Source organism: Hydrocarboniphaga daqingensis (assembly GCF_900129825.1).
GTDB lineage: Bacteria > Pseudomonadota > Gammaproteobacteria > Nevskiales > Nevskiaceae > Hydrocarboniphaga > Hydrocarboniphaga daqingensis.
This window is the reverse complement of the sequence record NZ_FQWZ01000002.1, coordinates 283,844-309,928: the sequence shown is the minus strand read 5'-3', so window position 1 is coordinate 309,928 and position 26,085 is coordinate 283,844. Positions and strand designations below refer to the sequence as shown.

General features: G+C 69.2%; 19 protein-coding genes and 1 pseudogene. 14 read left to right on the top strand and 6 right to left on the bottom strand.

Going from position 1 to position 26,085, the window contains the following annotated elements:
• The first annotated feature begins 2 nt into the window (after window positions 1-2).
• The 4 genes from hemC to BUB09_RS04410 are packed head-to-tail and all read left to right on the top strand — an operon-like array spanning window position 3 to window position 4,847.
• Window positions 3-944: a hydroxymethylbilane synthase gene (gene hemC, locus BUB09_RS04425; protein ID WP_072894695.1), complete on the top strand. Its 942-nt coding sequence runs from the start codon at window positions 3-5 to the stop codon at window positions 942-944.
• On the top strand, window positions 941-2,890 hold the full coding sequence (locus BUB09_RS04420) for a uroporphyrinogen-III C-methyltransferase (protein ID WP_072894692.1): 1,950 nt from the start codon (window positions 941-943) through the stop codon (window positions 2,888-2,890). Before hemC ends, BUB09_RS04420 begins: the two co-directional genes overlap by 4 nt.
• Window positions 2,887-4,077 (top strand): heme biosynthesis HemY N-terminal domain-containing protein, encoded by a 1,191-nt coding sequence (locus BUB09_RS04415; RefSeq protein WP_072894689.1) that lies wholly within the window; start codon window positions 2,887-2,889, stop codon window positions 4,075-4,077. The genes BUB09_RS04420 and BUB09_RS04415 overlap by 4 nt, the downstream gene beginning before the upstream one ends.
• Window positions 4,077-4,847 carry a DUF1571 domain-containing protein gene (locus tag BUB09_RS04410; protein ID WP_072894686.1) on the top strand — a complete coding sequence of 257 codons (771 nt, stop codon included), beginning with the start codon at window positions 4,077-4,079 and terminating at the stop codon, window positions 4,845-4,847. The genes BUB09_RS04415 and BUB09_RS04410 overlap by 1 nt, the downstream gene beginning before the upstream one ends.
• Before the next feature lie 9 nt (window positions 4,848-4,856).
• Here BUB09_RS04410 and BUB09_RS04405 read toward each other — a convergent pair whose 3' ends face one another.
• A complete protein-coding gene (locus BUB09_RS04405) occupies window positions 4,857-7,283 on the bottom strand; it encodes a TonB-dependent receptor (RefSeq protein ID WP_175550105.1) in 2,427 nt (808 codons plus the stop codon).
• 299 nt (window positions 7,284-7,582) lie between these two features.
• Here BUB09_RS04405 and BUB09_RS04400 point away from each other — a divergent pair, with 299 nt between their 5' ends.
• The 3 genes from BUB09_RS04400 to BUB09_RS04390 are packed head-to-tail and all read left to right on the top strand — an operon-like array spanning window position 7,583 to window position 13,414.
• Window positions 7,583-10,462 carry an Ig-like domain-containing protein gene (locus BUB09_RS04400; protein ID WP_139250116.1) on the top strand — a complete coding sequence of 960 codons (2,880 nt, stop codon included), beginning with the start codon at window positions 7,583-7,585 and terminating at the stop codon, window positions 10,460-10,462.
• 20 nt (window positions 10,463-10,482) lie between these two features.
• Window positions 10,483-12,498, top strand: a complete 2,016-nt coding sequence (locus BUB09_RS04395; protein WP_072894679.1) for a TolC family protein — start codon at window positions 10,483-10,485, stop codon at window positions 12,496-12,498.
• A gap of 28 nt (window positions 12,499-12,526) precedes the next feature.
• A complete protein-coding gene (locus tag BUB09_RS04390; RefSeq protein WP_072894676.1) occupies window positions 12,527-13,414 on the top strand; it encodes an efflux RND transporter periplasmic adaptor subunit in 888 nt (295 codons plus the stop codon).
• A 33-nt stretch (window positions 13,415-13,447) separates the two neighbouring features.
• On the opposite strand, the gene BUB09_RS04385 is transcribed toward BUB09_RS04390, so the two are convergent.
• Genes BUB09_RS04385 through ppc form a run of 3 tightly spaced genes read right to left on the bottom strand, consistent with a single transcriptional unit; the run spans window position 13,448 to window position 17,643 of the window.
• Window positions 13,448-13,930 carry a GNAT family N-acetyltransferase gene (locus BUB09_RS04385; RefSeq protein WP_139250115.1) on the bottom strand — a complete coding sequence of 161 codons (483 nt, stop codon included), beginning with the start codon at window positions 13,928-13,930 and terminating at the stop codon, window positions 13,448-13,450.
• 33 nt (window positions 13,931-13,963) lie between these two features.
• Window positions 13,964-14,875: a DUF808 domain-containing protein gene (locus BUB09_RS04380; protein ID WP_072894670.1), complete on the bottom strand. Its 912-nt coding sequence runs from the start codon at window positions 14,873-14,875 to the stop codon at window positions 13,964-13,966.
• Window positions 14,876-14,916: 41 nt separating this feature from the next.
• Window positions 14,917-17,643: a phosphoenolpyruvate carboxylase gene (gene ppc / locus BUB09_RS04375; RefSeq protein ID WP_072894667.1), complete on the bottom strand. Its 2,727-nt coding sequence runs from the start codon at window positions 17,641-17,643 to the stop codon at window positions 14,917-14,919.
• Between the two features lie 107 nt (window positions 17,644-17,750).
• Here ppc and ahcY point away from each other — a divergent pair, with 107 nt between their 5' ends.
• From ahcY to mtgA, 4 genes and pseudogenes are all read left to right on the top strand, one after another.
• On the top strand, window positions 17,751-19,175 hold the full coding sequence (gene ahcY / locus BUB09_RS04370; RefSeq protein ID WP_072894664.1) for an adenosylhomocysteinase: 1,425 nt from the start codon (window positions 17,751-17,753) through the stop codon (window positions 19,173-19,175).
• 60 nt (window positions 19,176-19,235) lie between these two features.
• Window positions 19,236-20,090 carry a methylenetetrahydrofolate reductase [NAD(P)H] gene (gene metF / locus BUB09_RS04365; protein ID WP_072894661.1) on the top strand — a complete coding sequence of 285 codons (855 nt, stop codon included), beginning with the start codon at window positions 19,236-19,238 and terminating at the stop codon, window positions 20,088-20,090.
• A gap of 10 nt (window positions 20,091-20,100) precedes the next feature.
• Window positions 20,101-20,724, top strand: a complete 624-nt coding sequence (locus BUB09_RS04360) for a trimeric intracellular cation channel family protein (RefSeq protein ID WP_072894659.1) — start codon at window positions 20,101-20,103, stop codon at window positions 20,722-20,724.
• 97 nt (window positions 20,725-20,821) lie between these two features.
• Window positions 20,822-21,529, top strand: a pseudogene (mtgA, locus tag BUB09_RS04355) (monofunctional biosynthetic peptidoglycan transglycosylase); the annotation flags it as partial.
• A 457-nt stretch (window positions 21,530-21,986) separates the two neighbouring features.
• Here mtgA and BUB09_RS04350 read toward each other — a convergent pair.
• Both BUB09_RS04350 and BUB09_RS16885 read right to left on the bottom strand, forming a co-directional pair.
• The gene (locus BUB09_RS04350) at window positions 21,987-22,883 is read right to left on the bottom strand and encodes an SdiA-regulated/phytase-like domain-containing protein (protein WP_072894656.1); all 897 of its coding nucleotides are present in this window, start codon (window positions 22,881-22,883) and stop codon (window positions 21,987-21,989) included.
• Window positions 22,884-22,915: 32 nt separating this feature from the next.
• Window positions 22,916-23,236, bottom strand: a complete 321-nt coding sequence (locus BUB09_RS16885; protein ID WP_139250114.1) for a hypothetical protein — start codon at window positions 23,234-23,236, stop codon at window positions 22,916-22,918.
• Between BUB09_RS16885 and thiD the strand changes: the two genes are divergently transcribed.
• The 3 genes from thiD (at window position 23,235) to hemL (ending at window position 26,074) form a co-directional block, all read left to right on the top strand.
• Window positions 23,235-24,029 (top strand): bifunctional hydroxymethylpyrimidine kinase/phosphomethylpyrimidine kinase, encoded by a 795-nt coding sequence (gene thiD / locus BUB09_RS04345; protein ID WP_072894651.1) that lies wholly within the window; start codon window positions 23,235-23,237, stop codon window positions 24,027-24,029. The two genes, BUB09_RS16885 and thiD, sit on opposite strands and share 2 nt — an antisense overlap.
• Complete coding sequence (thiE, locus tag BUB09_RS04340) at window positions 24,026-24,658, top strand: thiamine phosphate synthase (protein ID WP_072894649.1); 633 nt, start codon at window positions 24,026-24,028, stop codon at window positions 24,656-24,658. The genes thiD and thiE overlap by 4 nt, the downstream gene beginning before the upstream one ends.
• Before the next feature lie 129 nt (window positions 24,659-24,787).
• Window positions 24,788-26,074: a glutamate-1-semialdehyde 2,1-aminomutase gene (gene hemL, locus BUB09_RS04335; protein ID WP_072894647.1), complete on the top strand. Its 1,287-nt coding sequence runs from the start codon at window positions 24,788-24,790 to the stop codon at window positions 26,072-26,074.
• Window positions 26,075-26,085: the final 11 nt, after the last annotated feature.

The following is a 26,085-nucleotide window of genomic DNA, read 5'->3' as shown; positions in this document are numbered from 1 at the left end:
GCATGGCGGCGACGGCGACCCGCGTCCGCATCGCCACACGCGAGTCGCCGCTCGCGCTGTGGCAGGCGCACCACGTGCAGCGTCGCTTGCAGGACCTGCACCCGGCGCTGAGCGTCGAACTGGTGCCGATGACCACGCGTGGCGACCAGCTGCTCGGCAGCCCGCTGTCGGCCGTCGGCGGCAAGGGTCTGTTCGTCAAAGAGCTAGAACAAGCGATGCTCGAACGGCGCGCCGACATCGCCGTGCATTCGATGAAGGATGTGCCCGCGCAACAGCCCGAGGGGCTGGTGCTGAGCGCGTTCCTGGCCGGTGAAGACCCGCGCGACGCGTTCGTGTCCAACCGCTACCGCTCGATCGCCGAGCTGCCGCAAGGTGCGCACGTCGGCACGTCGAGCCTGCGCCGTCAGACCCAGCTGCGCGGGCTGCGGCCCGATCTGCGGATCTCGCCGCTGCGCGGCAACGTCGGCACCCGGCTGCGCAAGCTCGACGACGGCGACTACGACGCGATCCTGCTGGCCGCCGCTGGCCTGCTGCGGCTCGGGCTTGCAGCGCGGATCGGCGAATTCCTCGACGTCGAACGTTTCATTCCGGCGATCGGCCAGGGGGTGATCGGCATTGAATGCCGCGAGGACGACCACGCGACGCGCGACTTGCTGGCGCCGCTGCACGACCCGGCGACGACCCAGCGTCTGCGCGCCGAGCGTGCGCTGAATTCGCGCCTCGGCGGCGCCTGCCAGGTGCCGGTGGCCGGCCATGCACGGATTGCCGCTGACGGCACGCTGCATTTGCAGGCGCTGGTCGGCGACCCCGACGGCACTCAACAGGTGCGTGACGAAATCCGCGGCCCGGCCGACCAGGCCGAAGCGCTCGGCGTGGCCTTGGCACAGCGACTGCTGGCCGACGGCGCCGGCACGATCCTGCAACGGCTGGGAGTGCTCGTATGAGAGCCCGCGCCGACGCGCTGCCATTGTCCGGCCTGCGCATCATCGTCACCCGGCCCGACCTGCAGGCCGGCACGCTGTGCCTGCTGCTCGAAGCCCAAGGCGCGCAAGCGGCGCGGCTGCCGCTGTATGCCGTCGAGGCCAGCGGCGACGATGCGGCCACACGCGCCACGCTCGACGCACACCGCGATGACGCCGGCTGGCTCTTCACCAGCGCCAACGCGGTGCGCTATGCCGCGGAAATTGACATCGCCGACGCGCGCTGGCCGCCGCTGTATGCGATCGGCGCCGCCACGGCTGCGGCACTGGATGCTGCGGGCCATCCCGGTGCCGCGGTCCCCGAGGAGCCCGCGTCCAGCGAAACGCTGCTGGCCCTCGAAGGCCTGCAGCAGATCGACGGTCAGCGTTTCCTGCTGATCACCGGCGAAAACGGCCGCGAGCTGATCGCACCGACGCTGCAGGCGCGCGGCGCGACGGTCGACACGCTGACGCTGTATCGGCGCCGGCCGGTCGAGCACGAACCCGAGCGCATCGAATCCGAGCTGGCGATCGCCGATGCGATCGTCATCACCAGCGGCCAGACGCTGGACCGGCTGTGGGCACTGACGCCGGAGCCGATGCGCCCGCTGCTGCGGGCGCTGCAATTGATCGTGCCCAGCGCGCGCATCCGCGAGCAGGCGCTGGCGCTCGGCTTTGCCGACCCGCTGCTGCCCGAGGCGGTCAGCGACGAGGCGATCGTCCGTTGCCTGTGCCAATGGCAGGCGCAGCGAAAACCGGATTCCGACATGACCACGCCCGATCCGATCGCCATCGGCACCAAGATGGTCCGCGAACCCGGCGCGGCCGGCGATGCCGCCGACCCGTCCCGCTCCGCGACCCGCGACAGCCCACCGCCACCGCCCGCTGTCGCGGCGCCATCGCGCAGCAGCGGCATCGTCGCCTGGCTGCTGGTCGTGGTGCTGGCCGGTGCACTCGGCTACGGCGGCTGGCTGCTGTGGGACCTGCGCCAAAACCAGGGCGCGTTGCTGCAAGCCCAGGATCACGCGCTGCGTCGCTTGATGCGGATGACCTCCGAGCTGGAAAACCAGGGCTCGCAGACCGCGACGCGTCAGTCGGACCTCGCCCGCGTGATGCAGCGCGCCAGCAGCGATCTGGCGGCGTTGCAGGGCCGCATCGACAACAGCGAGCAGCTGATGGGCCGCATCACCGAAGAGCTGCAAGGCGGCCGGACGCGCTTTGCACTGGCTTCGGTCGAGCAACTGCTGCTGCTGGCCAGTGACCGACTGCTGCTGCAGCAGGACGTGCGCTCGGCGCTGCTGGCGCTGCAGATTGCCGATCAGCGTCTGGGCACGATGAACGATCCCCGCCTGTTCCGGGTACGCGAGGCGATTGCCCGCGAGCGCGCCGCGCTGCAAGCGTTGCCGCGCCCCGACCTGACCTCGGCCTCGCTAACGCTGTCGAGCTTGATCGACCGCGCGGCGACGCTGCCGCTGCGGGCGCGGATCGAGCCGCGCGTGTTCGGCGGCGGCCTGCGCGGCGGCAACAGCGCGGCACAAGACACGGCCACGGTCGATACCGCCTGGTATCAGCGCATCGGCGATGCGATCCGCACCGCGCTGGCCAATCTGTTCGTCGTCCGTCGCGACGATAAGGCCGGCAACCTGCGCCTGCTGCCGCCCGAAGATGAAGCGGTGATCGTCCACGTGCTGATTCTCAAGCTCGAATCGGCGCGCGTGGCGCTGCTGCGCGGCGAGACCGCGAGCCTGCGCGAATCGCTGGGATCGGCGGCCGACTGGCTGCGGCGCTTCTTCCGCAACGGCGATCCGGGCGTCGAAGCGTCGCTGGCGGAAATCGAGCGCTTGCAGAGCCTGGAGCTGTCGGCCCCGGCACCCGACCTGAGCGAGTCGCTGACGCTGCTGCGTCAGGCGATCGAATCGGCGCCGCCGTGATCCGCTCCTGGCTGCTGCTGATCGTGGCGCTGGCGGTCGGCGCTGCCATCGCCTGGCTGCTGCGCGCCGACGGCGGCTACGTGCTGATGAACTACGGTCCCTGGATCGTCGAAACCTCGCTGCTGGGTTTGTTCGCCACGCTGCTGATCGGGCTCGCCGCCGTGGTCTGGAGCCTGCGGCTGCTGCTGGCCGGCGTGCGCCTGCCCGGCGCGATCAAGCGGCTGCTCGACCGCCGCCGCCAGGAGCGCGCCCGCGACACGTTCGAAGAAGGCTTGCTGCGGCTGCTGGAAGGCAACTGGCAGCGTGCCGAGATCGAGTTGGTACGGCGCGCGGCCGACCATCATGCCTCGCACTTGAACTACTTGGGCGCTGCCCGCGCCGCGCAGCGTCTCGGCGCCCCCGAGCGTCGCGACCACTATCTGCAACTGGCGGCCAATGCCAGCAGCGGCCACGACTTTGCCGTGTTGCTGACCCAAGCCGAGCTACAGCTGGAACGGGCCGAATACGCGCCGGCGCGCGACACCGCGCTGCACCTGCGCGAAAAAGACCCGCAGCACCCTTATGCAATCGACCTGCTGGCCCGTGCATTCGAAGGCCTCGGCGACTGGCAGGCCCTGCGCGGCCTGCTGGTCGAGACCGCCAAGACGGCGGCACTGACCACGGAACGACGTCAGGCCCTGCTCGATCGCACCACGGCCGAACTGATCACCCAGGCCGAAGCGACGGCGCAGCTCGACCGGCTCAAGGCTTTATGGGATGCCAGCGAGCCGGCGCAGCGACAGCAGCCGGCGCTGCGCCTGCGCTACGCCCGCGCATTGCACCGGCTCAATGCCGACGCCGATGCCGCCGCGCTGGTCGGCGAGGCATTGCGCCAGCAGTGGGATGGCGAGCTGGTGACGCTCTATGGCCATTTGCACGGCAGCGACGGCGTAACCCGGCTGGCGTCGATCGAACAATGGCTGACGCAATACGGCGAGCGCCTCGAACTGCTGGTCACCGCCGGTCAGGCCTGCCTGCAAAACAAGCTCTGGGGCAAGGCGCGCAGCTATCTGGAATCGGCGGCGCGCATCCAGCCGGCGCCGGCCACTTATCTGGCGCTGGCCCAACTGGCCGAGCAGACCCAGAACCCGGACGAGGCGGCGCGCTATTACCGGCTCGGCCTCGAACGCGTAGCGGACCCGGTCTGATGCGCGCGCCGCGCCTGTCGATGTTGGCAGCCGCGGTGATCGGCGGCTTGTCGGCCGTGGCCAACGCCAGCGAGCGCAGCCCGCTGCCGGCCGCCCGTGAAGTACCCGAGCAAGTGCGCTCGCTGGTGCAGCGCTTCGTCGACCAGGTCGACGCGCTGCCGGGTTATCAGGTGGTGATGACCAAGCAGCAGCGCATCGGCGGCACGCTGTCGCCGGCCGAAACCTTGCTGCTCAAGCAGACCCGCAGCCCCGACTGCCGCTATATGAAATGGATCGCTGAGCCGAATCAGGGCCGCGAAGTGATCCTGTGCAGCGATCGTTACGACGGCAAGATCAAGGTCCACGAAGGCGGGCTGCTCGGCATCGCCACGCTGTCGCTGGACCCGGATGGATCGCTGGCGCGCCAAGGCAATCTGCGGCCGATCCGTCAGGCCGGCGTCTACAACATGGCGGCGATGCTCAAGGCCGACATCCAGCGCCGCGCGGCCAGCGGCACGATCGACGCCCCCGATACCACCGAGCGCGACGTCGACGGCCAAGCCTCGCTGTGTCTGCACCGCGATGGCATCGGCCGTGAAGAGCAGAACGCACCGTATCCGATCGGTGCCGCCGAGCTGTGCTTCGACAAGGCGCTGGCGATGCCGACCGAAGTGCGTTTCTGGCACCAGAACGGCCAGCTAATGGAGCACTACCGCTTCCGCCAGTGGAACCTCGCGCCGGGGCTCGGCGCAAAAGACTTCGACATCGACAACCCCGACTACGATTTCTGAGCGGCTGCCTCAGAAATCGAGCTTGAGCGCCGCGTACAGCTCGCGGCCGCGATCCTGGCGTACCGCACCGAAGTTTCCGGGCGCCACCGGCTCGTCGGTGACCTGGGCCAGCACGCGTTCCTTGCTCAGGTTGGCAGCGAACAGCGACAGGCTCCAAGCGCCGTCGCGGGCACCGACCGAAGCCCGCGCATTGAACATCAGCGTCTCGGGCTGCAGCGTGTTCGGGTCCAGATCGACGTCCAGATAGCGCTGCGAGGTGTACAGCGCTTCGACCTGCAGCTGCACGCCCCAGGCTGGAGACGCCCCCGGCAAGCTCACTTGCGGGATCAGGCTGGCCGACCAGCGCGGCGCCGACGCCAGCGTGCGGCCGGACAGATCGACCGAGTCGACGTCGGCCGTGGCCGGCGCCGGGCCGTTCGGATAGCGACGATAGTAGGCATCGGTATAGCCGGCGTTGCCGCGCACCGAGGTGCCGGGGAACGGCGACAACCAGCGGAAGTCGGCTTCGAAACCCTGGCTGCGGGCCGAAGCCGCGTTTTGGATATTGAAACTGCTGCCGTCGAACACCGACACCTGCAAGTCGTCGAAGTCGGTCAGAAACGCGGCCAGATTGACGTCCAGCGTGCTGTCGAGCAGCCGCGTCTTGAGCCCGGCTTCATAAGTGTTGGCCGTCTCGGGGCCGTATTCGAGGCTCTGGTCGTTGAACGGCAGCGCGTTGTAGCCGCCGCCCTTGTAGCCCTTGGCCCAGACCAGATACGAGGCAATCGCCGGCGTCCAGTCGTACTTGATGCCGAGTTTGGGCGAGCTTTCGGTTTCGTTGCGCTGACGGCGCGTGTCGAAGTTGGCCTGGCCGAGAATCGCCGGCAGAAAGATCGCACCGTCCGGCGCCTGTGACGACAAATGCGCGCGCTTGGATTCCACGCCCAGGCGCCAGCCGACGATGCCGGCGAAGCGCTCGGTCAGATACGTCGTGAACTGCCCGTAAGCCGCCGCGGCCTGCTGGCGCTGGTCCAGCAGCAGCTCGGCGCGCTCGCGGTTGGTCTGGCCGGTGACCAGCGCATCGTCCAGCGGGGAGGCGACGATGCGGCCCAGCAGCGAGGCCAGCGAGTCGGCCAGCGCGCCGCCGAGCGGCCGACCTTGTGCGGCGCTACCGCTGCGCGCGGCAATCACGAACGCGGCAGCGGCGCCCAGGTCTTCAACCGCGGCCAAGTCGTGGCTGAGCAAGCTCGACTGCAGGTAGTACAGGCCGCCGACGAACTCGGTGCGGCCGAAGGCGCCGAACAAGCTCGGCGCCAAGCCGTTGAAGCGAAGCTCCTGGCTGAACTGGGTGTACGGCGTCGGCTCGACCAGGTCGAGTCGTACCACTGGCAGCGGCGAGAAGTCGAAGTCGATTGTGCGTTCGCGCACATCCGACCGGGCGTAAGCGCTGACCGACGTCAGCGTCAACGTATCGAAGCCGGCGGTTTCGGTCCACGGCACTTCGATCGCGGCGCTGGCGGTCTGGGTTTCGACGTCGACCCGCGACGGCACGTTGCTCGACAGATTGCGGTCGTAGGGATTGGCTTCGACATCGGGGTCGTACTGGCGAAACAGCGCCAGCGTCGCGTCACTGGCCTTGGACAGCTGGAACAGATTGCCATTGCCAGTCTGCCGCCCGCCCGACACCGCCAACCGCAGCTCGGCGTCGCCGGGCAGCTCGGTGAAACGCAGCTTGGCGCGGCCGGCGTACGACTGGAGATCGGCCTCGGGCCGGTCCAGCGCGGTGTTGTAGTACAAGCCGTCGAACTGTTGCACCGCGCCCGATAGCCGGGAGAACAAGGCGTCGCCCAGCGGCAGCGAGACGCCGCCGCGTGCATCCAGAATCTCGCCGTCGCGACGCGCGAACACGGTCAGATCGCCGGTGCGCACGCGGTCGGCATCGACCGTGGTGATGTTCACCACGCCCGCCACGGTGTTCTTGCCGAACAATGCGCCTTGCGGGCCGCGGATCACCTCCAAGCGGTCGACGTCGTACATCAGCGTCGACAGAAACGCGCTGCGTCCGTAATAGACATCGTCGATCACCAAGCCGACCGAAGGCTCGAAGCCGACGTTGCTCAGCGAGGTGCCGTAGCCGCGGATGCGCAGCTCGCCAGCGAACGGCGACACACGAAGCTGCGTGTTGGGCACATACCCGTTGACGTCGCCGGCGCTGAGAATCTTCGAGTTGCGCAGCGACTCGCCGGACAGCGTGCTGACCGAGGCCGGCACCTGGCGCAAGCTCTGCCGCGACTTCTGCGCGGTGACGAAGATCTCCTCCAGCGCGACCGGCTCGGACTCTCGCGCCGGGTCAGGCGCCGCATCGGCAGCGCCTTCGACCGGAATCACGTTCAGCACCGGCGGCGCGTCGGACGGCGCCGGGTCGGCGGCGGACGCGATGCCGGGCACCGCCAACATGAAAAGCATCAACCGCCAGCGGCCGCTGCCGGTGGCCTGAGTCGCGTGCTGCGAAATCCGTCTCGGCTTACAGATCATGACGTCCCCCCGGATGTCAGGCGCCGGAGCCGGCGCGCCTGCCGGGCACCCGCAAGCTTCGTGCAATCCTGGCCCGAATCAGCGCATGGAACTTGCATTAGCCGGAATAAGCTCATGTCGGTGCGAGCCGGCTGGGATGGCAGCCGGCTCGGTGGGACCAGGGGCTGCGAGCCGGCGCAGGACGTCGGACCGCCTTCAGAGCGCTTCAGGGAGAGATCGTGATGAGGTTTTTCAACGGCCGTTTCATGGCGGCCCGCTGCTTGCTGTCGGCGTCCTCCGTGGCCCTGGTGCTGAGCGCCTGCTCGTCGCCGAATGACGATGGCGAGCCACCGCAGGTCACGTCGCTGACCGGCACGATTACCGGCACGATCCTCGACACCGATGGAACCCCGATCGCCGGGGCCATCGTGCGCTACGCCGGTGCCACCGAATCGGGCAGCGCGCTGGCGGCCACGACCAATGCCGACGGCCAGTTTTCGATGTCGGGCGTCACTGTCACCGGCGTGTCCGGCACGGCGACCAACGACGCCAACGGCCCGATCACGCTGGCGATCGCGCCGCCGACCGGCGGCAGCGTCCGCTATATGGGCGCCACCGTTCAGGCGCTGCCGACCGCGCAGAGCACCGGCACCGTCGGCGGCGGCACGGTGTTCATCGACAACTTCAATGTCGGCGTCGGCGTGGTGCGGCTGCCGGCGCTGGCCTCGACGGTCAGCGGCGTGCTGCGCGACAGCAGCACCGGCGCCGCGCTGGCCGGCGCCAGCGTCAGCCTCGACTTCGTCGGCGTCGAATTCGGCAGCAGCACCGTCACCGGTGTCGCCACCAGCTACGACGCCGGCAGCTTGCTGCCGGTGATCAGCGCTGCCGACGGCCGCTTCGAGCTGACCTCGGTCTTCAACGACAGCTGCCTGCAGCTGTCGGTGTCGGGCTTCCGAATCGACGGCATCAGCGGATCGGCACCGCCGTGCCCAATCGGCGGCACCGCCACCGACACCGCGACGCTGAACCTGCGGACGCGCAATGCCAGCAGCCCGGTCCAACTGGCCAGCGTCGCGCTGACCCCGTTCACCAGCGCCGACACGACGCCGCCGGTGGTGTCGTCGCTCGATGGCGTGATCGACCCCACGCAAGCACAGGCCCGCCTTGAAAGCCGGGTCACGACCACGTTCACGCTGCGCTTCAGCGAGCCGATGCAGGCCGCGCTCGACGCCGGCGATGTGGCGGTCGTGCTGGGCACGGCGCCGAACCAGACTGCTGCGGCCGTCGCCAGCGCCAGCCAGCCCGATGCGGTCAGTGCGCAGATCGTGCTCGCGCAGCCACTGCCGGCCAACACCGCGGTATCACTGCGGATCGCGCGCGAAGCGCTCAAGGACAGCGCCGGCAACGGCATCGCCGACGGCTCGACGATCGCCTACGACAGCCTGTCCAGCCAGGAGCTGGTGCTGTCGCTGATCAGCTTTGCATCGAACAACACGGTGGCCAGCGCCGCCACGGCGAGCCAGCTGGCAACGCCGGCCGTCAATGATCTGGCCTACCTGAGCACCGACGCGCTGATCGACACGGTCGACGCTGCGGCGACGACGATCAACCCGGCGCTGACGCCGACCTCGACCGCCGTCGCCTACGACAGTGCGCCGGCGCTGGAACAACTCAACAGCAGCGGCGCCACGGCGGCGCTGGCCGCGCTGAAGACGGCGATCGCCCCGGCCGACACGCGCAGCGTGCAGACCGGCACCGCGCGCGTGCGCATCGGCGCACCGGCCGACGCGACCGACTTCGTCGTGTCGCTCGAACGCGGCGGGGTCAAGCAGGACGTGCTGTTCTATCCGGTGGTCAACAGCAGCGGCAATCCGCGCAACAGTCAGTTCATCGACAACAGCGGGCCGACCTACGTGATCACGCCGGGCGGTGCCAGCAGCTTCGATCTGCTGATCGTCAGCCGCGTGCCGGCTAGCGTCGTCGTGCAGCCGGGCGACGTGTTCAAGATCACCTCGCGCAATGCCGGCGGCGTGCTCGGCGGCAGCAGTTCGCTGACGCTGCAGGACATCGGCCGGCCGAGCGTGGCCCTGCAGTTGCTCGACGCGATCATCGCCGGCGCTGGCGGCGGCACCTATACCGGCGGCGGCGGCGGCGTGATCACGCCCGGCGGCGCGTCGAGCCCGGCAACGGTGTTGCTGTCGATCACGCCGCAGGCGGCCGACGTCAACGACAGCAGCAGCGGCTATGCCGCCGACAGCTGGCGCGGCGACCAGGAGCTGCTCGGCCTGTCGCATGTCGAGCTGCGCAACGACAGCATCGTCACGACATTGCCGGCGACCAGCACGATCGGGGACGCCGACGGCACGCAGGCCTTCCTTGCCACGGCACCGGTGCTCGGCATCGCGCTGACCGAGCCGAGCGTGTCGACCGGCGGCGCGCTGGTCACCAGCGGCGTCAGCACCACGGTCAGCGCCTCGGGTGTACTCAATGGCGTCACCAACGAGGACGGCAGCCAGTCCGACCTGCTAGCGATGGCCGTCGGCGGCGTGTTCGCGCTGGCCGCCGATGCCAGCCCGGGCACGGCGACGATCGACGTCAGCGCGGCGATCCGCGACCGCAACGGCCTGACGCCGGATACCGCCACCCGCGCTCAAGTGCGCTTGCGCGACCTGATGCCGCCGCTGATGACGCTGGGCTTCTACGACGGCAGCCAGTTCGTGATTCGCTTCAACGAACCGATCACCAAGACCGGCGCGATCGCGTTCGAATCCGACAGCTGCCGCGTCAGCATCAACGTCGCCGACAGCGACGTCAGCGTCGTCGATGCGCGCACGCTGAGCTTCCCGGCGAGCAAGCTGGCGACGGCCGGCGTCGCCGACATCAACGCCTGTTTCGTGCTGCCCGCGTATGCCGAAGATGCGTACAGCGCCGCCGCGCTGGCCGGCCTGACGTCGGTAACGCCGGTGGCCACGCCGCGCCACGGCACGGTCAGCTACGCCAACGTGCCGGATACCTCGACCGACCCGATCACCAGCCGTGTCGGCCACGACTGGGCCACCTGGAGTGCCGAGCGGCTCGGCATCACCACGCCGCGCTTCGCGATCGCCAACATCGCGCCCTGATCGTCCGGCCGGCAACGACGATGAGCGATCAGGGGCGCAGGGACCGGACCCGCCCGCTGCGGCGCGGTCTGCTGCTGGTGGGCAGCGCGTTGATCAGCGGCAGCGCGCTGAGCGGCTGCTCGCTGTTTCAGCGCGAGGCGCCGGCGGCGCCGCAGTCGGTCGTCAGCGGCGTCGTGCCCGCGCAGTGGTCGGCACCCGCGACCGGCAACACGGCCGCCACCGCGGTAGCCGACAACTGGTTGGCCGACTTCAACGACGCAACGCTGACCGACCTGGTCGAAGAAGCCTGGGCGCACAACTCGAATCTGTTGTCGGCGATCGCGCGGCGCGATGCGTCCGCAGCGCGGGCGGCCGTCGACAAGGCCGCCAACCTGCCTCGGCTCGACTTCCAGGCCTCGGTCGGTCGGCAGCGGCAGATCAACGATTTTCTCGGCGGCACCGCGCTGACGCCCGACGACGCCTACATCTCGCGCATCCGGCTCGGCGTAGGTTTGTCGTGGGAGCTGGACGTCTGGAGCCGCGTGCTCGACCTGAGCCGCGCGGCCACAGGCGATGTGGTGTCGGCGATGCTCGACGTCGAAGCCGCGCGCTTCTCGCTGGCAGCACAGACCGCCAGCCTGTGGTTTTCGCTGCTGGCCGCTGACCGCCGTCTGACCTTGTCCGAAGCGCTGCAGGCCAGCGTCGCCGAATCGCTGCGGATCGCCGGCGAGCGCGAGCGCTCCGGTCTGCTGACGACGGCCGAGCTGATCCGCCAGCAAAGCGACGATGCGGCGGCGCAGATCGACTTGATCGGCCGGCGTGTCGAGCGCGACCGCCTCGCCCGCCAGCTCGAAGTGCTGCTCGGCCGCTATCCAGCCGCCAATCTGGTCGGCAACGTCGCGTTGCCGCCGATGCCACCACCGGTCGCCGCCGGACTGCCATCGTCGCTGCTGGAACGGCGCCCCGACATCCAGGCCGCCGCGCTGCGTGTCACCGCCAGCGACAACCGGCTGCTGGCCGCCAAGAAGAATCTGTTGCCGCGGTTCTCGCTGAACGGCTCCGGCGCCACGCAAGCCAAGTACCGCGACATTCTGTTCGACGACGACAGCTTCACGTGGTCGATTGGCGGCGGCCTGCTGCAGCCGATCTTCGACGGTGGCCAGATCCGCGCCGGCATTCGCGCGCAGCGCGCGCTGATGATCGAGTCGATCCATCGCTACCGCGACAAGGCGCTGACCGCATTCCGCGAAGTCGAAGACGGCTTGGCCACCGAGGCCGCACTGCGCCAGCAGCGCGAGCAGATGCAGCGGATGCTCGAACTGGCGCAGCGCAACGCGGCGCTGGCGCAGCAGAGCTACGACAACGGCACGCTCGACAGTGCGACGCATCTGGCGGCGCAGCGCGGGATGCTGCAAGTGGAACTGCGTCTGCTCGATGTCGATACCGCGCTGCTGAACAACCGCATCGCGCTGGCTCTGGCGCTCGGCGGCAGCCCGATCGTCCACGCGTCACCCGCATCGCCGGAAGCGCCGCAGACGGCGCCGGCGCCGGTCGCCGCGCCCATCGTCAGCGAATCCAACGCGCCCGCTGCGCCGGATGCCAAGGACGCCGCCGCAGCCGCGACACCAACCGCGCCAACCGCGGACGCGAGCGCTGACGCTGACGCCGAATCGGATGCCGATGCCGGCGCCGCTGCCACCGAAGCAACCGGTTCAACCGAGCCCGGCCCTGCCGGTGACACCGCCACGCCGCCGCCGGTCCCCGTACCGGCGCCGGAGCCGGTTCCCGTTCCAGTTCCGGTCCCTGTAGCCGTCCCCGCGCCAGAGCCTGCGCCGCTTCCGGTACCCGAGCCGATGCCGTCGCCGACGCCGGCGGACGTCCCAGCCGCAGCGCCGTCGACACCGGTCGACGATGCCCCGGCGATGGCCCCGGCTGACAACGGCGCAGCGCGCGAAAAAGCGACATCGAGCCGCGTCGAGACGCTGCAGCCGGCATCGCTGACCTGGGTGCCGCTACCGACCGAAACCAGCCCGCGCCTCGCGCTGCTGCCCCTATGACGACGATGCGAACCCAGGTGCGCCATCCATGATCGTGCTCCGCAAAATCACCTTCTACATCGCGCTCATCAGCATCGTGATGATGGGTATCCAGATCTATCGGCTGTCGCACCGCCCTGAGCCGCCGCCGCCGACCGGGCAGCCCCCGGTCAAGCCCGGCATCAAAGGCATCAGCGCCGCCGGGCTGGTCGAAGCGATCCACGACAACACGCAGCTCGGCGCGCCGGTCGCCGGCATCGTCTCGCAGGTGTTCGTCGGCGTCGGCGACCGCATCAAGGTCGGCCAGCCGCTGTTTCAGGTCGACGACCGTGACCTGCGCGCGCAACTGCTGCTGCAGCAGGCGAATCTGCGCGTCGCCCAAGCCCAGCTCGCACGGATCAGCGCCGTGCACCAACGGCTGACCGCCGTCGCCGATCCATACGCGGTCACCCGCGGCGAAGTGTCGGCACGCGCCGACGAAGTCGAGGTCGCCAAGGCGCAAGTGGAAGCCGCGCAAGCCGCCGTCAAGGCCACGCAGACGCTGGTCGAACGCACGCGCGTGACCTCACCAATCGACGGCAGCGTGCTGCAGATGAGCATCTCGCCCGGCGAATTCGTCGCGCCGCAGTCGGCGGTGGCGCCGATGGTGCTCGGTGCGATCGACGAAGTGCAGGTTCGCGCCGACGTCGACGAGCAGATCGCGCCACGGATCAAGCCCGGCAAGAACGCCGTGGGCTACATCAAGGGCGAGCCCGACCGGGCGATCCCGCTGACGTTCGTGCGCATCGAGCCGCTGGTGATACCCAAGCGTTCGCTGACCGGCATGGTGGCTGAGCGCGTCGACACGCGCGTGCTGCAAGTGGTGTTTCGGTTCGCCAACCCGGTCGAAAAGCCGGTCTACGTCGGCCAGCAGATGGACTTGTACATCGAGGAATAGCGCGGTGCGGTGCTGACGGCCAACGGCCGTCCCTTACTGCCCGCTGCGCCGTCGCTGCGGTGGCGGAATCGGCTTGCCGCCGCCGCTGCGCCGCGTGTAGACCGCAGGATCAAAGCGCTCCATGGCCGTCTCGGGGCGCTGCACCCGCGCAAAACCAAAAGCGGCGTACAAAGCGTGGGCGTCCGAGGTGTTCAGCGCAAAACGACGCAGGCCCTGCAAGTCCGGCTCATCGATCACCGCTTGCAGCAGCGCGCGGGCGCAGCCCTGGCCGCGATGCTCGGGCAGCACGAATACGTCGAGCAATTGGGCGAAGGTCGCGCGGTCGCTGACCACGCGCGCGAAGCCGATCTGCTGGCGGCCTCGATACGCGCCGAAGCACAGCGAGTGGGCGATCGCCCGCTGCAGCGTCGCCAGCGGAATGCCGCGCGCCCAGCTGGATTGCGTGCTTAGAAACGCATGGATCAGCGTGACATCCAGCTCGGTGGGGTCGGTGCTGATCCGCAACGCGGTCGTCACGGCCGGTCGGCCTGCGTCAGACGCCACGTCCGGCTAGTGACGACGGCCGCGCAGCGCGTTGACCAGCGTGACGACGGCGACGATGACCGCGCCAACGACGATGCCGGCGACGCCGTTGAGCAGCATCGGCGTCACAGCGCCGGCAATCGGCCCGACGGCGGTCGCCGCGTGTTCGATCGCATGGTGCAGCGGCGGGATGCCGTGCGTGACGATGCCGCCGCCGACCAGGAACATCGCGGCCGTGCCGGCGATCGACAGCAGCTTCATCAGCTTGGGCGCCATGCCCAGCAAGCCGCGCCCCAACGCGCGTGCGGCCGCGCTGGACTTGCGGCTCAGCGCCAGCCCTGCATCGTCGATCTTGACGATGCCGGCGACCAGTCCATAAACGCCGACCGTCATGATCAGCGCAACGCCGACCAGCACCGTGGTCTGCTGCGCCAGCGTCGCATCGGCGACGGTGCCCAGCGAGATCGCGATGATCTCGGCCGACAAAATGAAATCCGTGCGCACCGCGCCTTTGATCTTGTCTTTTTCCAGCGCCAGCAGATCGATCGACGGATCGGCCAGCGCCTGCAGATGCGCTTGTCGTTCGGCTGCGTCGGCAGAGGCGTCGTGCAGGTAGCGGTGCGCGAGCTTTTCGGCGCCTTCGAAGCACAGATAGGCGCCGCCGATCATCAGCAGCGGCGTCACCAGCACCGGCGCCAGTGCGCTGATCGCCAGCGCCGACGGCACCAGGATCGCCTTGTTGACCAGCGATCCCTTGGCCACGGCCCAGACCACCGGCAGCTCGCGGTCGGCGTTGACGCCGGTGACTTGCTGCGCGTTCAGCGCCAGGTCGTCGCCGAGCACGCCGGCGGTTTTCTTCATCGCGACCTTGGTCATCACCGACACGTCGTCGAGAATCGCGGCGATGTCGTCGAGCAGGATCAGCAGGCTACTGGCCATGGAGGATCGATTGGCAAAAGGGGGCGACGAACGCTGCGCGATCAGCCGGTATTCTGCAAGCCCTGCGACACGCCGTTGACGGTGGCGACCAGCGCATGCAGCAGCGCCTCGTCCTGGCTGCCGCCATCGCGCCAGCGGCGCAGCAAGTCGACCTGGATCAGGCTGATCGGGTCGACGTACGGATTTCGCAGCCGGATCGACTGCGCCAGCTTGGCGTCGCCGGCCAGCAGGCGATCGGCGTTTTTCAGCCGCAGCACCCAGTACACGGTGCGGTCGAATTCGGCGCGGATCATCGGGAAGAAATGCGCATGCAGATCGCCGGCGAGCTGTGAAAACGTCTCGGCGATGTCGAGGTCGCACTTGGCCAGCACCATGTCGACGTCGTCGAGCATCGAGCGCACAAAGCCCCAGTCGCGCGCCATTTCCAGCAGCGCATCCTCGCCGAACTCGGCGGCACCGCGTTCCAGCGCGCTGCCCAAGCCATACCACGCGGTCAGCACCGCGCGGCACTGCGTCCACGCGAATACCCACGGGATCGCGCGCAGCGACTCGACGCCCTTCATCGTGCCGCGCCGCGATGGCCGCGAGCCCAGCGTCATTTTTTCGATGACGTCGATCGGCGTCGCGCGGCGGAAGTAGTCGACGAAGGCCGCGTCGCCGACGAAGGCGCGATACGCCTGACGGCTGGTCCCAGCGATGCTGGCCATCATCTGCTTCCAGTGCTGCTCGCGCGGCTCGGTGATGCGCGGCCTCAAGCTGGCGCGCAGCGTGGCAGCGACCGACTGCTCCAGTTCGCGCAGCGCCAGCGCGCGGATGCCGTATTTGCGATGAATCACTTCGCCTTGTTCGGTGACGCGGAACGTGCCGCCGACCGAGCCGCGCGGGCTGGCCATCAGCGCCGGCATGATCCGCGTGCCGCCGCGGCTGGCCGAGCCGCCGCGACCGTGGAAGAAGCTGATGCGGATGCCGAGTTCGGCGGCGGCTTCGAGCAGCTCGACCTGCGCGCGCTGCAAGCCCCAGCGCGAGGCCAGCGTGCCGCCGTCCTTGCCGCTGTCGGAGTAACCCAGCATCACGTACTGACGGTTGCCGCGCGCTTGCAGGTGCGCCTTGTACACCGGGTTGGCCAGCAGCGCGCGCAGTGTGTCGGGCCCGCCTTTGAGGTCATCGACCGTTTCAAACAGCGGCGCGATGTCGAGCGGCACATCGGTGCCCGGCTCGGCCAATCCACCCTGGCGCGCCAGCGCCAGCACCGCGAGCACATCAGCCGGGCGCTGCGCCATGCTGATGATGTACAGCCCGGTCGCGTCTGCGCCGTAGCGCGCCCGGGACTGGTCGAGCTGGTCGAACATAGCCAGCGTGCGCGACGCCACGGCGGCGCCCGGCCGCGGAAAGCGCGCATCGCCGGCCGCATACGGCGTCAGCGTGTCGGCCTGTTCGGCGGCATCGCGCTCGGCCCAGTCGGGGTCGTTCAACAGCGCCCCGACCGCTTGCGCGTGAATCCGCGAGTCCTGGCGCAAGTCCAGCCGCGCCAGGTGAAAGCCAAACGTGCGCACGCGCCAGCGCAGACGCCGTACCTGGAACCAGCCGGCGTGCAGGCCGCGATGCGCGCGCAAGCTGTCGGCGATCAGATCGATGTCGGCCAGAAACGCGGCCGCGTCGGGATACGCATGCAACTCGTCGCGCTGCGTGGCGCGCAGCCGCGCGCGCACCAGCGTCAGCAGCACGCGATACGGCATGTCGGCGTGGCGCGGCCGGATCGCAGCGGCGGCAGCCGGGAAGCGCGCCCGATAATCGTCCGAGCGCGCCAGCACCTCGGGCGCGATCGCGGCGCGGTTGACGGTTTGCGACAGCAGCCGCGCCAGCTCGCCGACGTCGGCGGCGTAGCGGTCGAGCACTTGCGCGCGCTGCGCCGACAGCGTCGCGGCAATCGTGTCGGCACCGACGTTCGGGTTTCCGTCCATGTCGCCGCCGACCCAGGTGGCAAAACGCAGCAGCCGCGGCAGCTCGCGGGTGACGCCGTAGACCTGTGCCAGCGCGTCTTCGAGCAGTTCGTAGAACACCGGTACGACCAGATACAGCGGGCCGCCCAGATAGAACCCGACGTGCTCAAACTCGTCCTGCACGGTCAGCCGCACGCTGGAGGTGTCGCTGGTCTGCCAGCCGGCGGTCATCGCCATCCGCAGCCGCTCCCAGTCGGCGCGCGCCTCCATCGGCGTGCGCGCATCGTCGAAGCCATTGACCAAGCAGCGGACGATTTCCTGCTCTTTTTCCAGCAGCGAGCGGCGGATCGCCTCGGTTGGATGCGCAGTGAACACCGGCTCCACGTCGAGCCGGTCGAGCATCGCCAGCAGCTCGTCGACGCCGACGCCGTCGGCCCTGAGCTTGTGCAGCGCGTCGAGCAGACCGTCGGGCTGCGGCCGCGTCGAGTCGCGCTGGTATTGGCGCCGGCGCCGGATGCGGTGCACGCGCTCGGCGATGTTGACCATCTGGAAGTAGGTCGAGAACGCGCGGGTCAGCGATTCGGCGGTGTCGACCGGCAGGTCGAGCAGCGGTGCGGCCAGCTCGGCCAGCGGCCGGCCCTGTTCGCGGCGCGCGATCGCCTGCGTGCGAATCGCTTCGACGCGATGGAAGGCATCCTCGCCCAGTTGTTCGGTCAGCAGTTCGCCGACGGTGGCGCCAAGATGGCGCACGTCCTCGCGCAACGGCGCGTCGAGCGTACCGCGGGCGGCGGGCAGAGCGGAGTCGGGCGACGCGTCGGGGCTGTTCATGCCCTCAGGCGCAAGCAATTGGCATACCTCAGGCCCCCGCATCCAGGCATATCTCTCCATCCGTATAAGCGGATATACTCACCAGCGACCCCACCAGGAACCCTTCAATGAACGCTCCGCTCGTCCCCGCGCAGGACTACAAAGTCCGCGACCTGTCCCTGGCCGAACTCGGCCGCAAGCGCATCACGATGGCCGAAGAAGAAATGCCGGGCCTGATGGCGATCCGCGCCAAGTACGCGCCGCTGCAGCCGCTGGCCGGCGTGCGCATCACCGGCTCCTTGCACATGACCAAGGAAACCGCGGTGCTGATCGAGACGCTGACCGCGCTCGGCGCCTCGGTGCGCTGGGCCTCGTGCAACATCTTCTCGACCTCGGACGATTCCGCCGCCGCGATCGCCGCTGCCGGCATCCCGGTGTTCGCCTGGAAGGGCGAGACGCTGGAAGAGTACTGGGACTGCACGCTGGACTGCGTCACCCATCCGGGTCTGAAGGGCCCGCAGATGGTCGTTGACGACGGCGGCGACGTGACGCTGCTGATCCACAAGGGCCTGGAGATGGAGCAGGGTTCGCTATGGGTCGACACCGCCTCGTCCAACCATGAAGAGCAGGTGATCAAGGACCTGCTCAAGCGCACGCGGATCGAGCGTCCCGGCTTCTGGACCGCGGTCGCCGCCGAATGGCGCGGCGTGTCGGAAGAAACCACCACGGGCGTGCACCGCCTGTACCAGATGTTCGAAGCCGGCAAGCTGCTGGTGCCGGCTATCAACGTTAACGACTCGGTCACCAAGAGCAAGTTCGACAACCTGTACGGCTGCCGCGAATCGCTGGCCGACGGCATCAAGCGCGCCACCGACCTGATGATCGCCGGCAAGGTTGCCGTCGTCTGCGGCTACGGCGACGTCGGCAAGGGCTCGGCGCATTCGCTGCGCGGCTTGGGCGCCCGCGTGATCGTCACCGAAATCGACCCGATCAACGCGCTGCAGGCCGCCATGGAAGGTTTCCAGGTGACCACGGTGGAAGACACGCTCGGCTCGGCCGACATCTACGTCACCACCACCGGCAACAAGGACATCATCACCTTCGAGCACATGTGTGCGATGAAGGACAACGCGCTGGTCTGCAACATCGGCCACTTCGACAACGAGATCCAGATGGACCGTCTGAACACGGCCGCTGGCATCACCAAGGTCAACATCAAGCCGCAGGTCGACAAGTACACGTTCTCGAACGGGCGCAACCTGTACGTGCTGGCTGAAGGCCGTCTGGTGAACCTGGGCTGCGCCAACGGCCACCCGGCGTTCGTGATGAGCACCTCGTTCTCCAACCAGGTCCTCGCGCAGATCGACCTGTGGAAGAACAAGGACCGCTACGAGAAGGCCGTCTACCGCCTGCCCAAGAAGCTCGACGAAGAAGTCGCCGCGCTGCATCTGGAGCAGATCGGCGTCAAGCTGACCAAGCTGACGCAGGCGCAGGCCGATTACCTCGGCGTGCCGGTCGAAGGCCCGTACAAGCCGGAACACTACCGCTACTAAGCGGCGCTCGACGCACATCAAAGGGCCGCGCAAGCGGCCCTTTTTTTCGGAATCACTGGAATGAACCCGACCGCCAAACCGCATTTCTCGCTGGAACTGTTCCCGCCGCGCACGCCCGAAGGGACGGCCAAGCTGCCTGCAACGCTGCAGACGCTGGCCGCCACCGGCCCCGAATTCTTTTCGGTGACCTACGGCGCGGGCGGCTCGGACCAGAACGGCACCTACGACACGCTGATGACCGTGGTCCGCGAAACCGGCGTCGAAGCGGCGCCGCATCTGACCTGCATCGGCAGCACGCGCCAACGCATCGCCCAGTTGCTGTCGCAGTACCGCGACGCTGGCGTCAAGCGCATCGTCGCGCTGCGCGGCGACCTGCCGGCAACGGCCTACAGTCCGGCCGCGCCCGGCGAGTTTCACTTCGCCAACGAGTTGGTCGCGTTCATCCGCGAAACCCATGGCGATCACTTCCGGATCGAAGTCGCGGCGTATCCGGAGCTGCATCCGCAGGCCACCAGCGCCAAGGCCGACTTCGGCCACTTCGTCGACAAGGTCCACGCCGGCGCCGATGCGGCGATCACGCAGTACTTCTTCAACGCCGACGCCTACTTCGATTTCATGGACCGCTGCGCGGCCGCCGGCGTCACGGTGCCGGTGGTGCCGGGCATCATGCCGATCGTCAACGCGGCGCAGCTGATCCGCTTCTCGGCCGGCTGCGGCGCCGAGATTCCGCGCTGGCTGCGGCTGCGGATCGACGAGCTGGCCGACGACAAGGCCGCGCTGCAGGATTTCGGCACCGACGTGGTCGCGCGGCTGTGCGAAAAGCTGCTCGCGGGCGGTGCGCCGAGCCTGCACTTCTACACGTTGAACCAAGCCGAGCCGACGCTGCGGCTGTGCCGCGCACTCGGCATGGCCTGAGCCGTCGGCTGTGACGCTGCCGCAGGCGCTGCAGTATCTCGGCACCGCGGTGTTCGCGGTGTCGGCCGTGCTCGCGGCCGGGCGCAAAGGCCTGGACCTGCTCGGCGTGCTGGTGATTGCGCTGATCACCGCCACCGGCGGCGGCACCGTGCGCGACCTGCTGCTGGATCGCACGCCGTTCTGGTTCACCGACACCGGCTACGTGGTGACGATTCTGCTCAGCGGCTGCGCCACCGTGGTGCTGCTGCGCTGGCGGCATCCGAGCGAGCGCGTGCTGCAGATCGCCGACGCGCTCGGTTTGGCGCTGTTTTCGATATCCGGTGCGCGGATCGCCGAAGCCGCCGGCCTGCCCGGCTTGATCGTCGTCGTGCTGGCGACGATCACCGGCACCTTCGGCGGCGTGCTGCGCGACGTGATGTGCAACGACATCCCGCTGCTGCTGCGGCCCGGCACGATCTACGGCACCGCGGTCATCGCAGGCGCCACGCTGTACGTGCTGCTGCAGAGTGTCGGCGTGCCGCGCGACACGGCCGCCTACGCCGGCATGGTGGTGATCGCCGGCCTGCGGCTGGCGGCGATCGCACGCAACATCAGCCTGCCGGCGCTGACGATCCGCGACACCGACGCCGACTGAGCGGCGCACCCGGCATCCAACGGCGGCCCGCTACAATCGCTGGATGCCGACGCTGCCACCCGATCAGATCCAGGTCCCGGACCGCCGCACGCGGCCGGTGGTCGCGGGCGTCGACCCGGATCCACCCGAGGACCCTCCCGACGTGAGCCGATCGCGCCGAAGACGCAAGTGGGGGCGGCGCCTGCTGCTGGCCTTCAGCGGGCTGTTCGTTGGCCTGCCCGTGCTGTTGATCCTGCTCGGCAGCGTCCTGCCGGTCTGGGTCACCAGCTACATGCTGCAAAGCCCGGTGCGGCCGGTGCAGCACGACTGGGTGCCGCGCGAGCAGATCGCCGAGGTGGCGCGACGCGCCGTCGTCGCCGCTGAAGACCAGAAGTTCTGGGACCACCACGGTTTCGATGTCGAAGCGCTGCAGAAGGCCTACCAGCGCAACCGTCGCGGCGGCCGGATTCGCGGCGGCTCGACGATCAGCCAGCAGACCGCCAAGAACCTGTTTCTGTGGCCGGGTGGCGGCTATTTCCGCAAGGGCCTCGAAGCCGGGCTGACCGTGGCCATCGAGCTGGCCTGGTCCAAGGAACGGATTCTCGAGGTGTATCTGAACTCGGCCGAGTTCGGCCCTGGCGTCTACGGCGTGGAAGCCGCAGCGCAGCGCTATTTCGGCAAGCCGGCCGCCAAGCTCAGCGCATTCGAAGCCGCTCGGCTGGCCGCGGTGCTGCCGAGCCCGCGCAAATGGCGGGTCCAGGCGCCGGGTCGCTACGTGCAGCAGCGCGCCGCGTGGATCCAGCGGCAGATGGGCTATGCCGGTCGCCCGGCGCCGGTCGAAGACGACGAACCCGAGCCGCCACCGGGGGAAGAGCCCGGCGATGAGGGGATCGACGGCCGTCGCGGTCCGGTCGTCCCTGCGGTGCTCGCACCGGCCGCCCCTACGGCCGAGCCCAACGAGCCCGCCCCCTCAGCGCCGTCACCGCCTGCAGAAACCGACGCCGAACCGGCACCGGCCGAACCACCCGCCGATCCACCGGCGGAATCGCCGGCAGCCGATACCTCGGCGGCCCCGTAATCCGCCGCGGCATTGCCGCAGCGACTCGCGCCGCGCGCGTGAGTCCAGCGGCAAACCTCAGGTGGCTCGGCAACGGATGGCATTGGGGGCTTGGGCCTCTTCTTCGGCCCTCGTCCTCGCCGGGCCGCCGATCGTCGGGAATACCCGGCTTTCGCGATGACCCGCGACAACCCGTGGCCTTGAGCCCAAGCCGATGCGCACCGACTTACCGCGCCGGCCGCGGATCGAATCGGCCGTTCCAGCGCCGGATCGGCGCGTTGGCGCGCTCGCCCGACACCAGCGCACCCCGGCCGTCGGCGTCGTAGGCGGCGGCCTCCAATAGCGGCGTTCTGGGCAGCTTCAACGCGCCCAGCGTGCCGGCGCGAGCGGCGTCGGCCCAGCTCTGGTCGGGTTCTCGGCGCAGTTCCAGCAAGTGCGTATAGGTCAGCAGCAGCAGGCGCAGGCCGTCCGGCGACAGGTCGAGCGCGGTTGGCGTGCCGCGATAGCGCGACGCGCCCAGGGCTTCGGCCGGCGGACCGGCGCCGGGAAACAGCGACGGCAGGCTGGCGATGCGCCGCGCAACGGCGATGCCCGGCGGCGGGTGCATCGGCAGCGCGTACAAGCCGACCGGATGGCGCGCCTTGTCGACCAGCAGGAAGCGGTCCTGCGCCGGGTCGGCGGCCAGGCCCTCGCAGTCGCGCGGGCCGTCCTCGAAGCGGAATTCGATGGTCCGCACCGGCGTCAGTTGCGCCGGCAGCTCGGCCGGCGGCTCTTCGAACACCTGCACGCTGAGCCGGTTGCGCGCGCTGAAGTTGTCGCCGGTATCGGCGACCGCCAGCAGCGCGACCCCCTGCTGCCGGTAGCTGGCCATGTCCTCCCAGTCGAAAGCGCCGACCGTCGCCAGCACCCGCCCCTGTTCCTGGCCACGCTCGTCAAATGCATACAGCCAGGCGCCGCCGCCGCTGTCGTTATGACCCCACCAGCGCCCGGCGACCCGCTGCGACGGCGCCAGCCCGGACAGCTCGATCAAGTCCGGGACCTGGACGCGGCCGGCTTCTCGCAGGGACGGCGTCGGCGGCGCCGCCAAGCTGCTCGCCGACGTCGCGAGCAGTGCAACCGCCATGCCCGACCGCCATGCGTTCCACCCATACGTGATCACATGAAGTTCCAGTCGTAAGTGCATTGCATCATTGAAAAATTGCGCTTAGCTAACAGTTGCTGTGGATAAAACTGTGCGCAATGCCGTGGCAACGAGCTTAAGTGATCGCCACCATTGGCATTTATGCGCGGCGACCAGTTTCTAATCAGGCTTAATTTCCACAATCGAATCAATTGTTTGTGGAAATATTGCAACATTCCTGCAGCAACATGTCGGTAAAAACGCGCTTTCAGAGGCCTTGCATCAGAACTGTGCATAACGGTTCCACCGGCACCCGCCTCCGCTGCGCTGGGCGCTGCGGCTACACTGCCGCCCATGCCGAATCTGCCGCTCTCTAGCCCCCCGCCGCGCGTGCTGTGCATCGCCGGCCACGACCCCAGCGGCGGTGCCGGCATCATCGCCGACGTGCAGGCCGTGACCGCGCTGGGTTGCCATCCGCTGACGGTGATCACCTCGCTGACCGTGCAGGACAGCCGCAACGTGCTGGCGGTCGAGGCGGTCGACACGGCGCTGATGGCGCGCCAGCTCGACTTGCTGATCCAGGACAGCCGCATCGATGCGATCAAGATCGGCCTGGTCGGCGCGCCCGAGCAAGTGCCGTTGCTGGTCCGCGTGATCCGTAAGCTCGACGTGCCGGTGGTGATCGATCCGGTACTGCGGGCCGGCGGTGGCGGCGACCTGGCCGGCGCCGCCGTGCAGCAGGCGCTGGTCGAGCAGCTGATGCCGCTGGCCACGGTCAGCACGCCCAATGCGATCGAAGCGCGCCGGCTGGCCGGGCGGGACGACACCGACGCCAGCGCCGCCGCACTGCTGGCCCAGGGCTGCGCCAGCCTGCTGATCACGGGCGGCGACGAGCCGACGCCGGGCTGGGTCCACAACCAGTGGCATGTCGCCGGCCGCGAGCCGCGGCGCTGGGACTGGCCTCGCTTGCCGGAAGGCTTTCATGGGTCCGGCTGCACGCTGGCCTCGGCGATCGCCGCGCGGCTGGCCTTGGGCGATGCCTTGGAACCGGCGCTGGACCATGCACAGCGCTGGGTGCACGACGCGCTGAGCCGGGCCTACGCGATCGGCCAGGGCCGGCGCATTCCCAACCGTCTGCCGACGCGATGAACGCCGGCGCGCCGCTGCGCGGCTTGTACGCGATCACCTCGCAAGCGGTCTGTGACGACCCCATCCGGCTCGACGCGGCAGTGCGCGCGGCGATCGGCGGCGGCGCCGTGCTGCTGCAATACCGCGACAAGCTCGCCAGCCCGGCGCAGAAACGCGCCAATGCCGCCCATCTGCTCGGCATCTGCCGGCAAATGGGCGCGCGGTTGATCGTCAATGACGACATGCAGCTGGCGGCCGAGATCGGCGCCGATGGCGTCCACCTGGGCCAGAGCGACGGCGCCGTCGCCGCGGCGCGGGCGCTGCTGGGGCCGGCGGCGCTGATCGGCGTCAGCTGCTCGGGCTCGCTGGACCGGGCGCAGGCGGCGCAGGACCAGGGCGCCGACTACGTCGCGTTCGGGCGCTTCTTCGATTCGCGGACCAAGCCGCAGGCGCCGCAGGCCGCCATCGAGGTGCTGGTGCAGGCGCGTCGGCAGCTGCGCCTGCCGATCTGTGCGATCGGCGGCCTGACGCCGGACAACGCCGCGCCGCTGCTGGAGGCCGGCGCCAGCCTGATCGCGGCTGTCGACGGCGTGTTCGGCGCCGACGACATCGCGGCCGCCGCGCAACGTTACGCCCGCTTGTTCGACTAACGCGCCGTCTCCGGCCGGCAAAACGCCGGCAACGGTATCGACGAGGGCGCCAAGTCAGGCCCGGGCTGGCAACAGACCGCTACAATCCGGCATTCGCCAATCCCCACGCGGCCCTGCGGCCGCCCGGCCATGACCCGATCCGAAGAACTGTTCCAGCACGCGCAAGTCCGCATTCCCGGTGGTGTGAACTCGCCGGTGCGCGCGTTCCGCTCCGTCGGCGGCACGCCGCGCTTCATCGCCTCGGCGACCGGCGCCTGGCTGACCGACGCCGATGGCCGGCGTTACGTCGACTACATCGGCAGCTGGGGGCCGATGATCCTCGGACACCAGTGCGAGCCGGTGCGCGAGGCGATCCTGCGTCAGGCCCAGATCGGCGTGTCCTACGGCGCGCCGACCGAGCTGGAAGTGCAGATGGCGGATCTGCTGTGCGAGCGCGTGCCGGGGCTGGAGATGGTGCGCATGTGCAACAGCGGCACCGAGGCGACGATGAGCGCGCTGCGGCTGGCGCGCGGCGCTACCGGTCGCGACCACATCCTCAAGTTCGAAGGCTGCTACCACGGTCACGGCGATGCGCTGCTGGTCAAGGCCGGCTCCGGCCTGCTGACGTTCGGCGTACCGACCTCGCCGGGCGTGCCGGCCGACCTGGCCAAGTACACGCTGACGGCGACCTACAACGACCTGGCCTCGGCGCAGGCGATCTTCGCCGAGTACGGCGACCGGATCGCCGCGATCATCGTCGAGCCGGTGGCCGGCAACATGAACTGCGTGCCGCCAGCGCCGGGCTTCCTCGAAGGCCTGCGCCAGCTGTGCGACGACAGCGGCAGCCTGCTGATTTTCGACGAGGTGATGACCGGCTTCCGCGTCGGACCGCGCGGCGCCACCGGCGTCTACGGCGTCCGCGCCGACCTGATCACGCTGGGCAAGATCATCGGCGGCGGCTTGCCGGTGGGCGCGTTCGGCGGTGCAGCGACCGTGATGCGCCACCTCGCGCCGATCGGCCCGGTGTACCAGGCCGGCACGCTGTCCGGTAACCCGCTGGCGATGGCGGCGGGCTTGGCGATCCTGCGCGCGCTGGCCGACGAGACGATCTACCAGCGGCTCGATGCGACCACGGCCACGCTGCTGGCCGGGCTGCAGCAGGCCGCCGACGCGGCCGGCATCGCGTTCACGACGACCCAGGTCGGCAGCATGTTCGGTTTGTACTTCGGCCACGGGCCGATCCGCGGACTGGCCGACGTGTCGGCCTGCGACCAAGACCGCTTCAAGCGCTTCTTCCACTTGATGCTCGACCGTGGTGTGTACCTGGCGCCGTCGGCCTACGAAGCCGGCTTTCTGTCAGCCGCGCATGGGCCCGACGAGATCGCCCATACGCTGGACGCGGCGCGCGCCAGCTTCGCTGCCCTCGCTGCCGCCTGAGCCCGCCGCGC

Coding starts and splice junctions, on each gene's coding strand:
- hemC (WP_072894695.1), top strand. CDS start 3: ATGGCGGCGACGGCGACCCGCGTCCGCATCGCCACACGCGAGTCGCCG.
- BUB09_RS04420 (WP_072894692.1), top strand. CDS start 941: ATGAGAGCCCGCGCCGACGCGCTGCCATTGTCCGGCCTGCGCATCATC.
- BUB09_RS04410 (WP_072894686.1), top strand. CDS start 4,077: ATGCGCGCGCCGCGCCTGTCGATGTTGGCAGCCGCGGTGATCGGCGGC.
- BUB09_RS04405 (WP_175550105.1), bottom strand. CDS start 7,283: ATGTTGGCGGTGCCCGGCATCGCGTCCGCCGCCGACCCGGCGCCGTCC.
- BUB09_RS04400 (WP_139250116.1), top strand. CDS start 7,583: ATGAGGTTTTTCAACGGCCGTTTCATGGCGGCCCGCTGCTTGCTGTCG.
- BUB09_RS04395 (WP_072894679.1), top strand. CDS start 10,483: ATGAGCGATCAGGGGCGCAGGGACCGGACCCGCCCGCTGCGGCGCGGT.
- BUB09_RS04390 (WP_072894676.1), top strand. CDS start 12,527: ATGATCGTGCTCCGCAAAATCACCTTCTACATCGCGCTCATCAGCATC.
- BUB09_RS04380 (WP_072894670.1), bottom strand. CDS start 14,875: ATGGCCAGTAGCCTGCTGATCCTGCTCGACGACATCGCCGCGATTCTC.
- ppc (WP_072894667.1), bottom strand. CDS start 17,643: ATGAACAGCCCCGACGCGTCGCCCGACTCCGCTCTGCCCGCCGCCCGC.
- ahcY (WP_072894664.1), top strand. CDS start 17,751: ATGAACGCTCCGCTCGTCCCCGCGCAGGACTACAAAGTCCGCGACCTG.
- metF (WP_072894661.1), top strand. CDS start 19,236: ATGAACCCGACCGCCAAACCGCATTTCTCGCTGGAACTGTTCCCGCCG.
- BUB09_RS04350 (WP_072894656.1), bottom strand. CDS start 22,883: ATGGCGGTTGCACTGCTCGCGACGTCGGCGAGCAGCTTGGCGGCGCCG.
- thiD (WP_072894651.1), top strand. CDS start 23,235: ATGCCGAATCTGCCGCTCTCTAGCCCCCCGCCGCGCGTGCTGTGCATC.
- BUB09_RS16885 (WP_139250114.1), bottom strand. CDS start 23,236: ATGGGCGGCAGTGTAGCCGCAGCGCCCAGCGCAGCGGAGGCGGGTGCC.
- thiE (WP_072894649.1), top strand. CDS start 24,026: ATGAACGCCGGCGCGCCGCTGCGCGGCTTGTACGCGATCACCTCGCAA.
- hemL (WP_072894647.1), top strand. CDS start 24,788: ATGACCCGATCCGAAGAACTGTTCCAGCACGCGCAAGTCCGCATTCCC.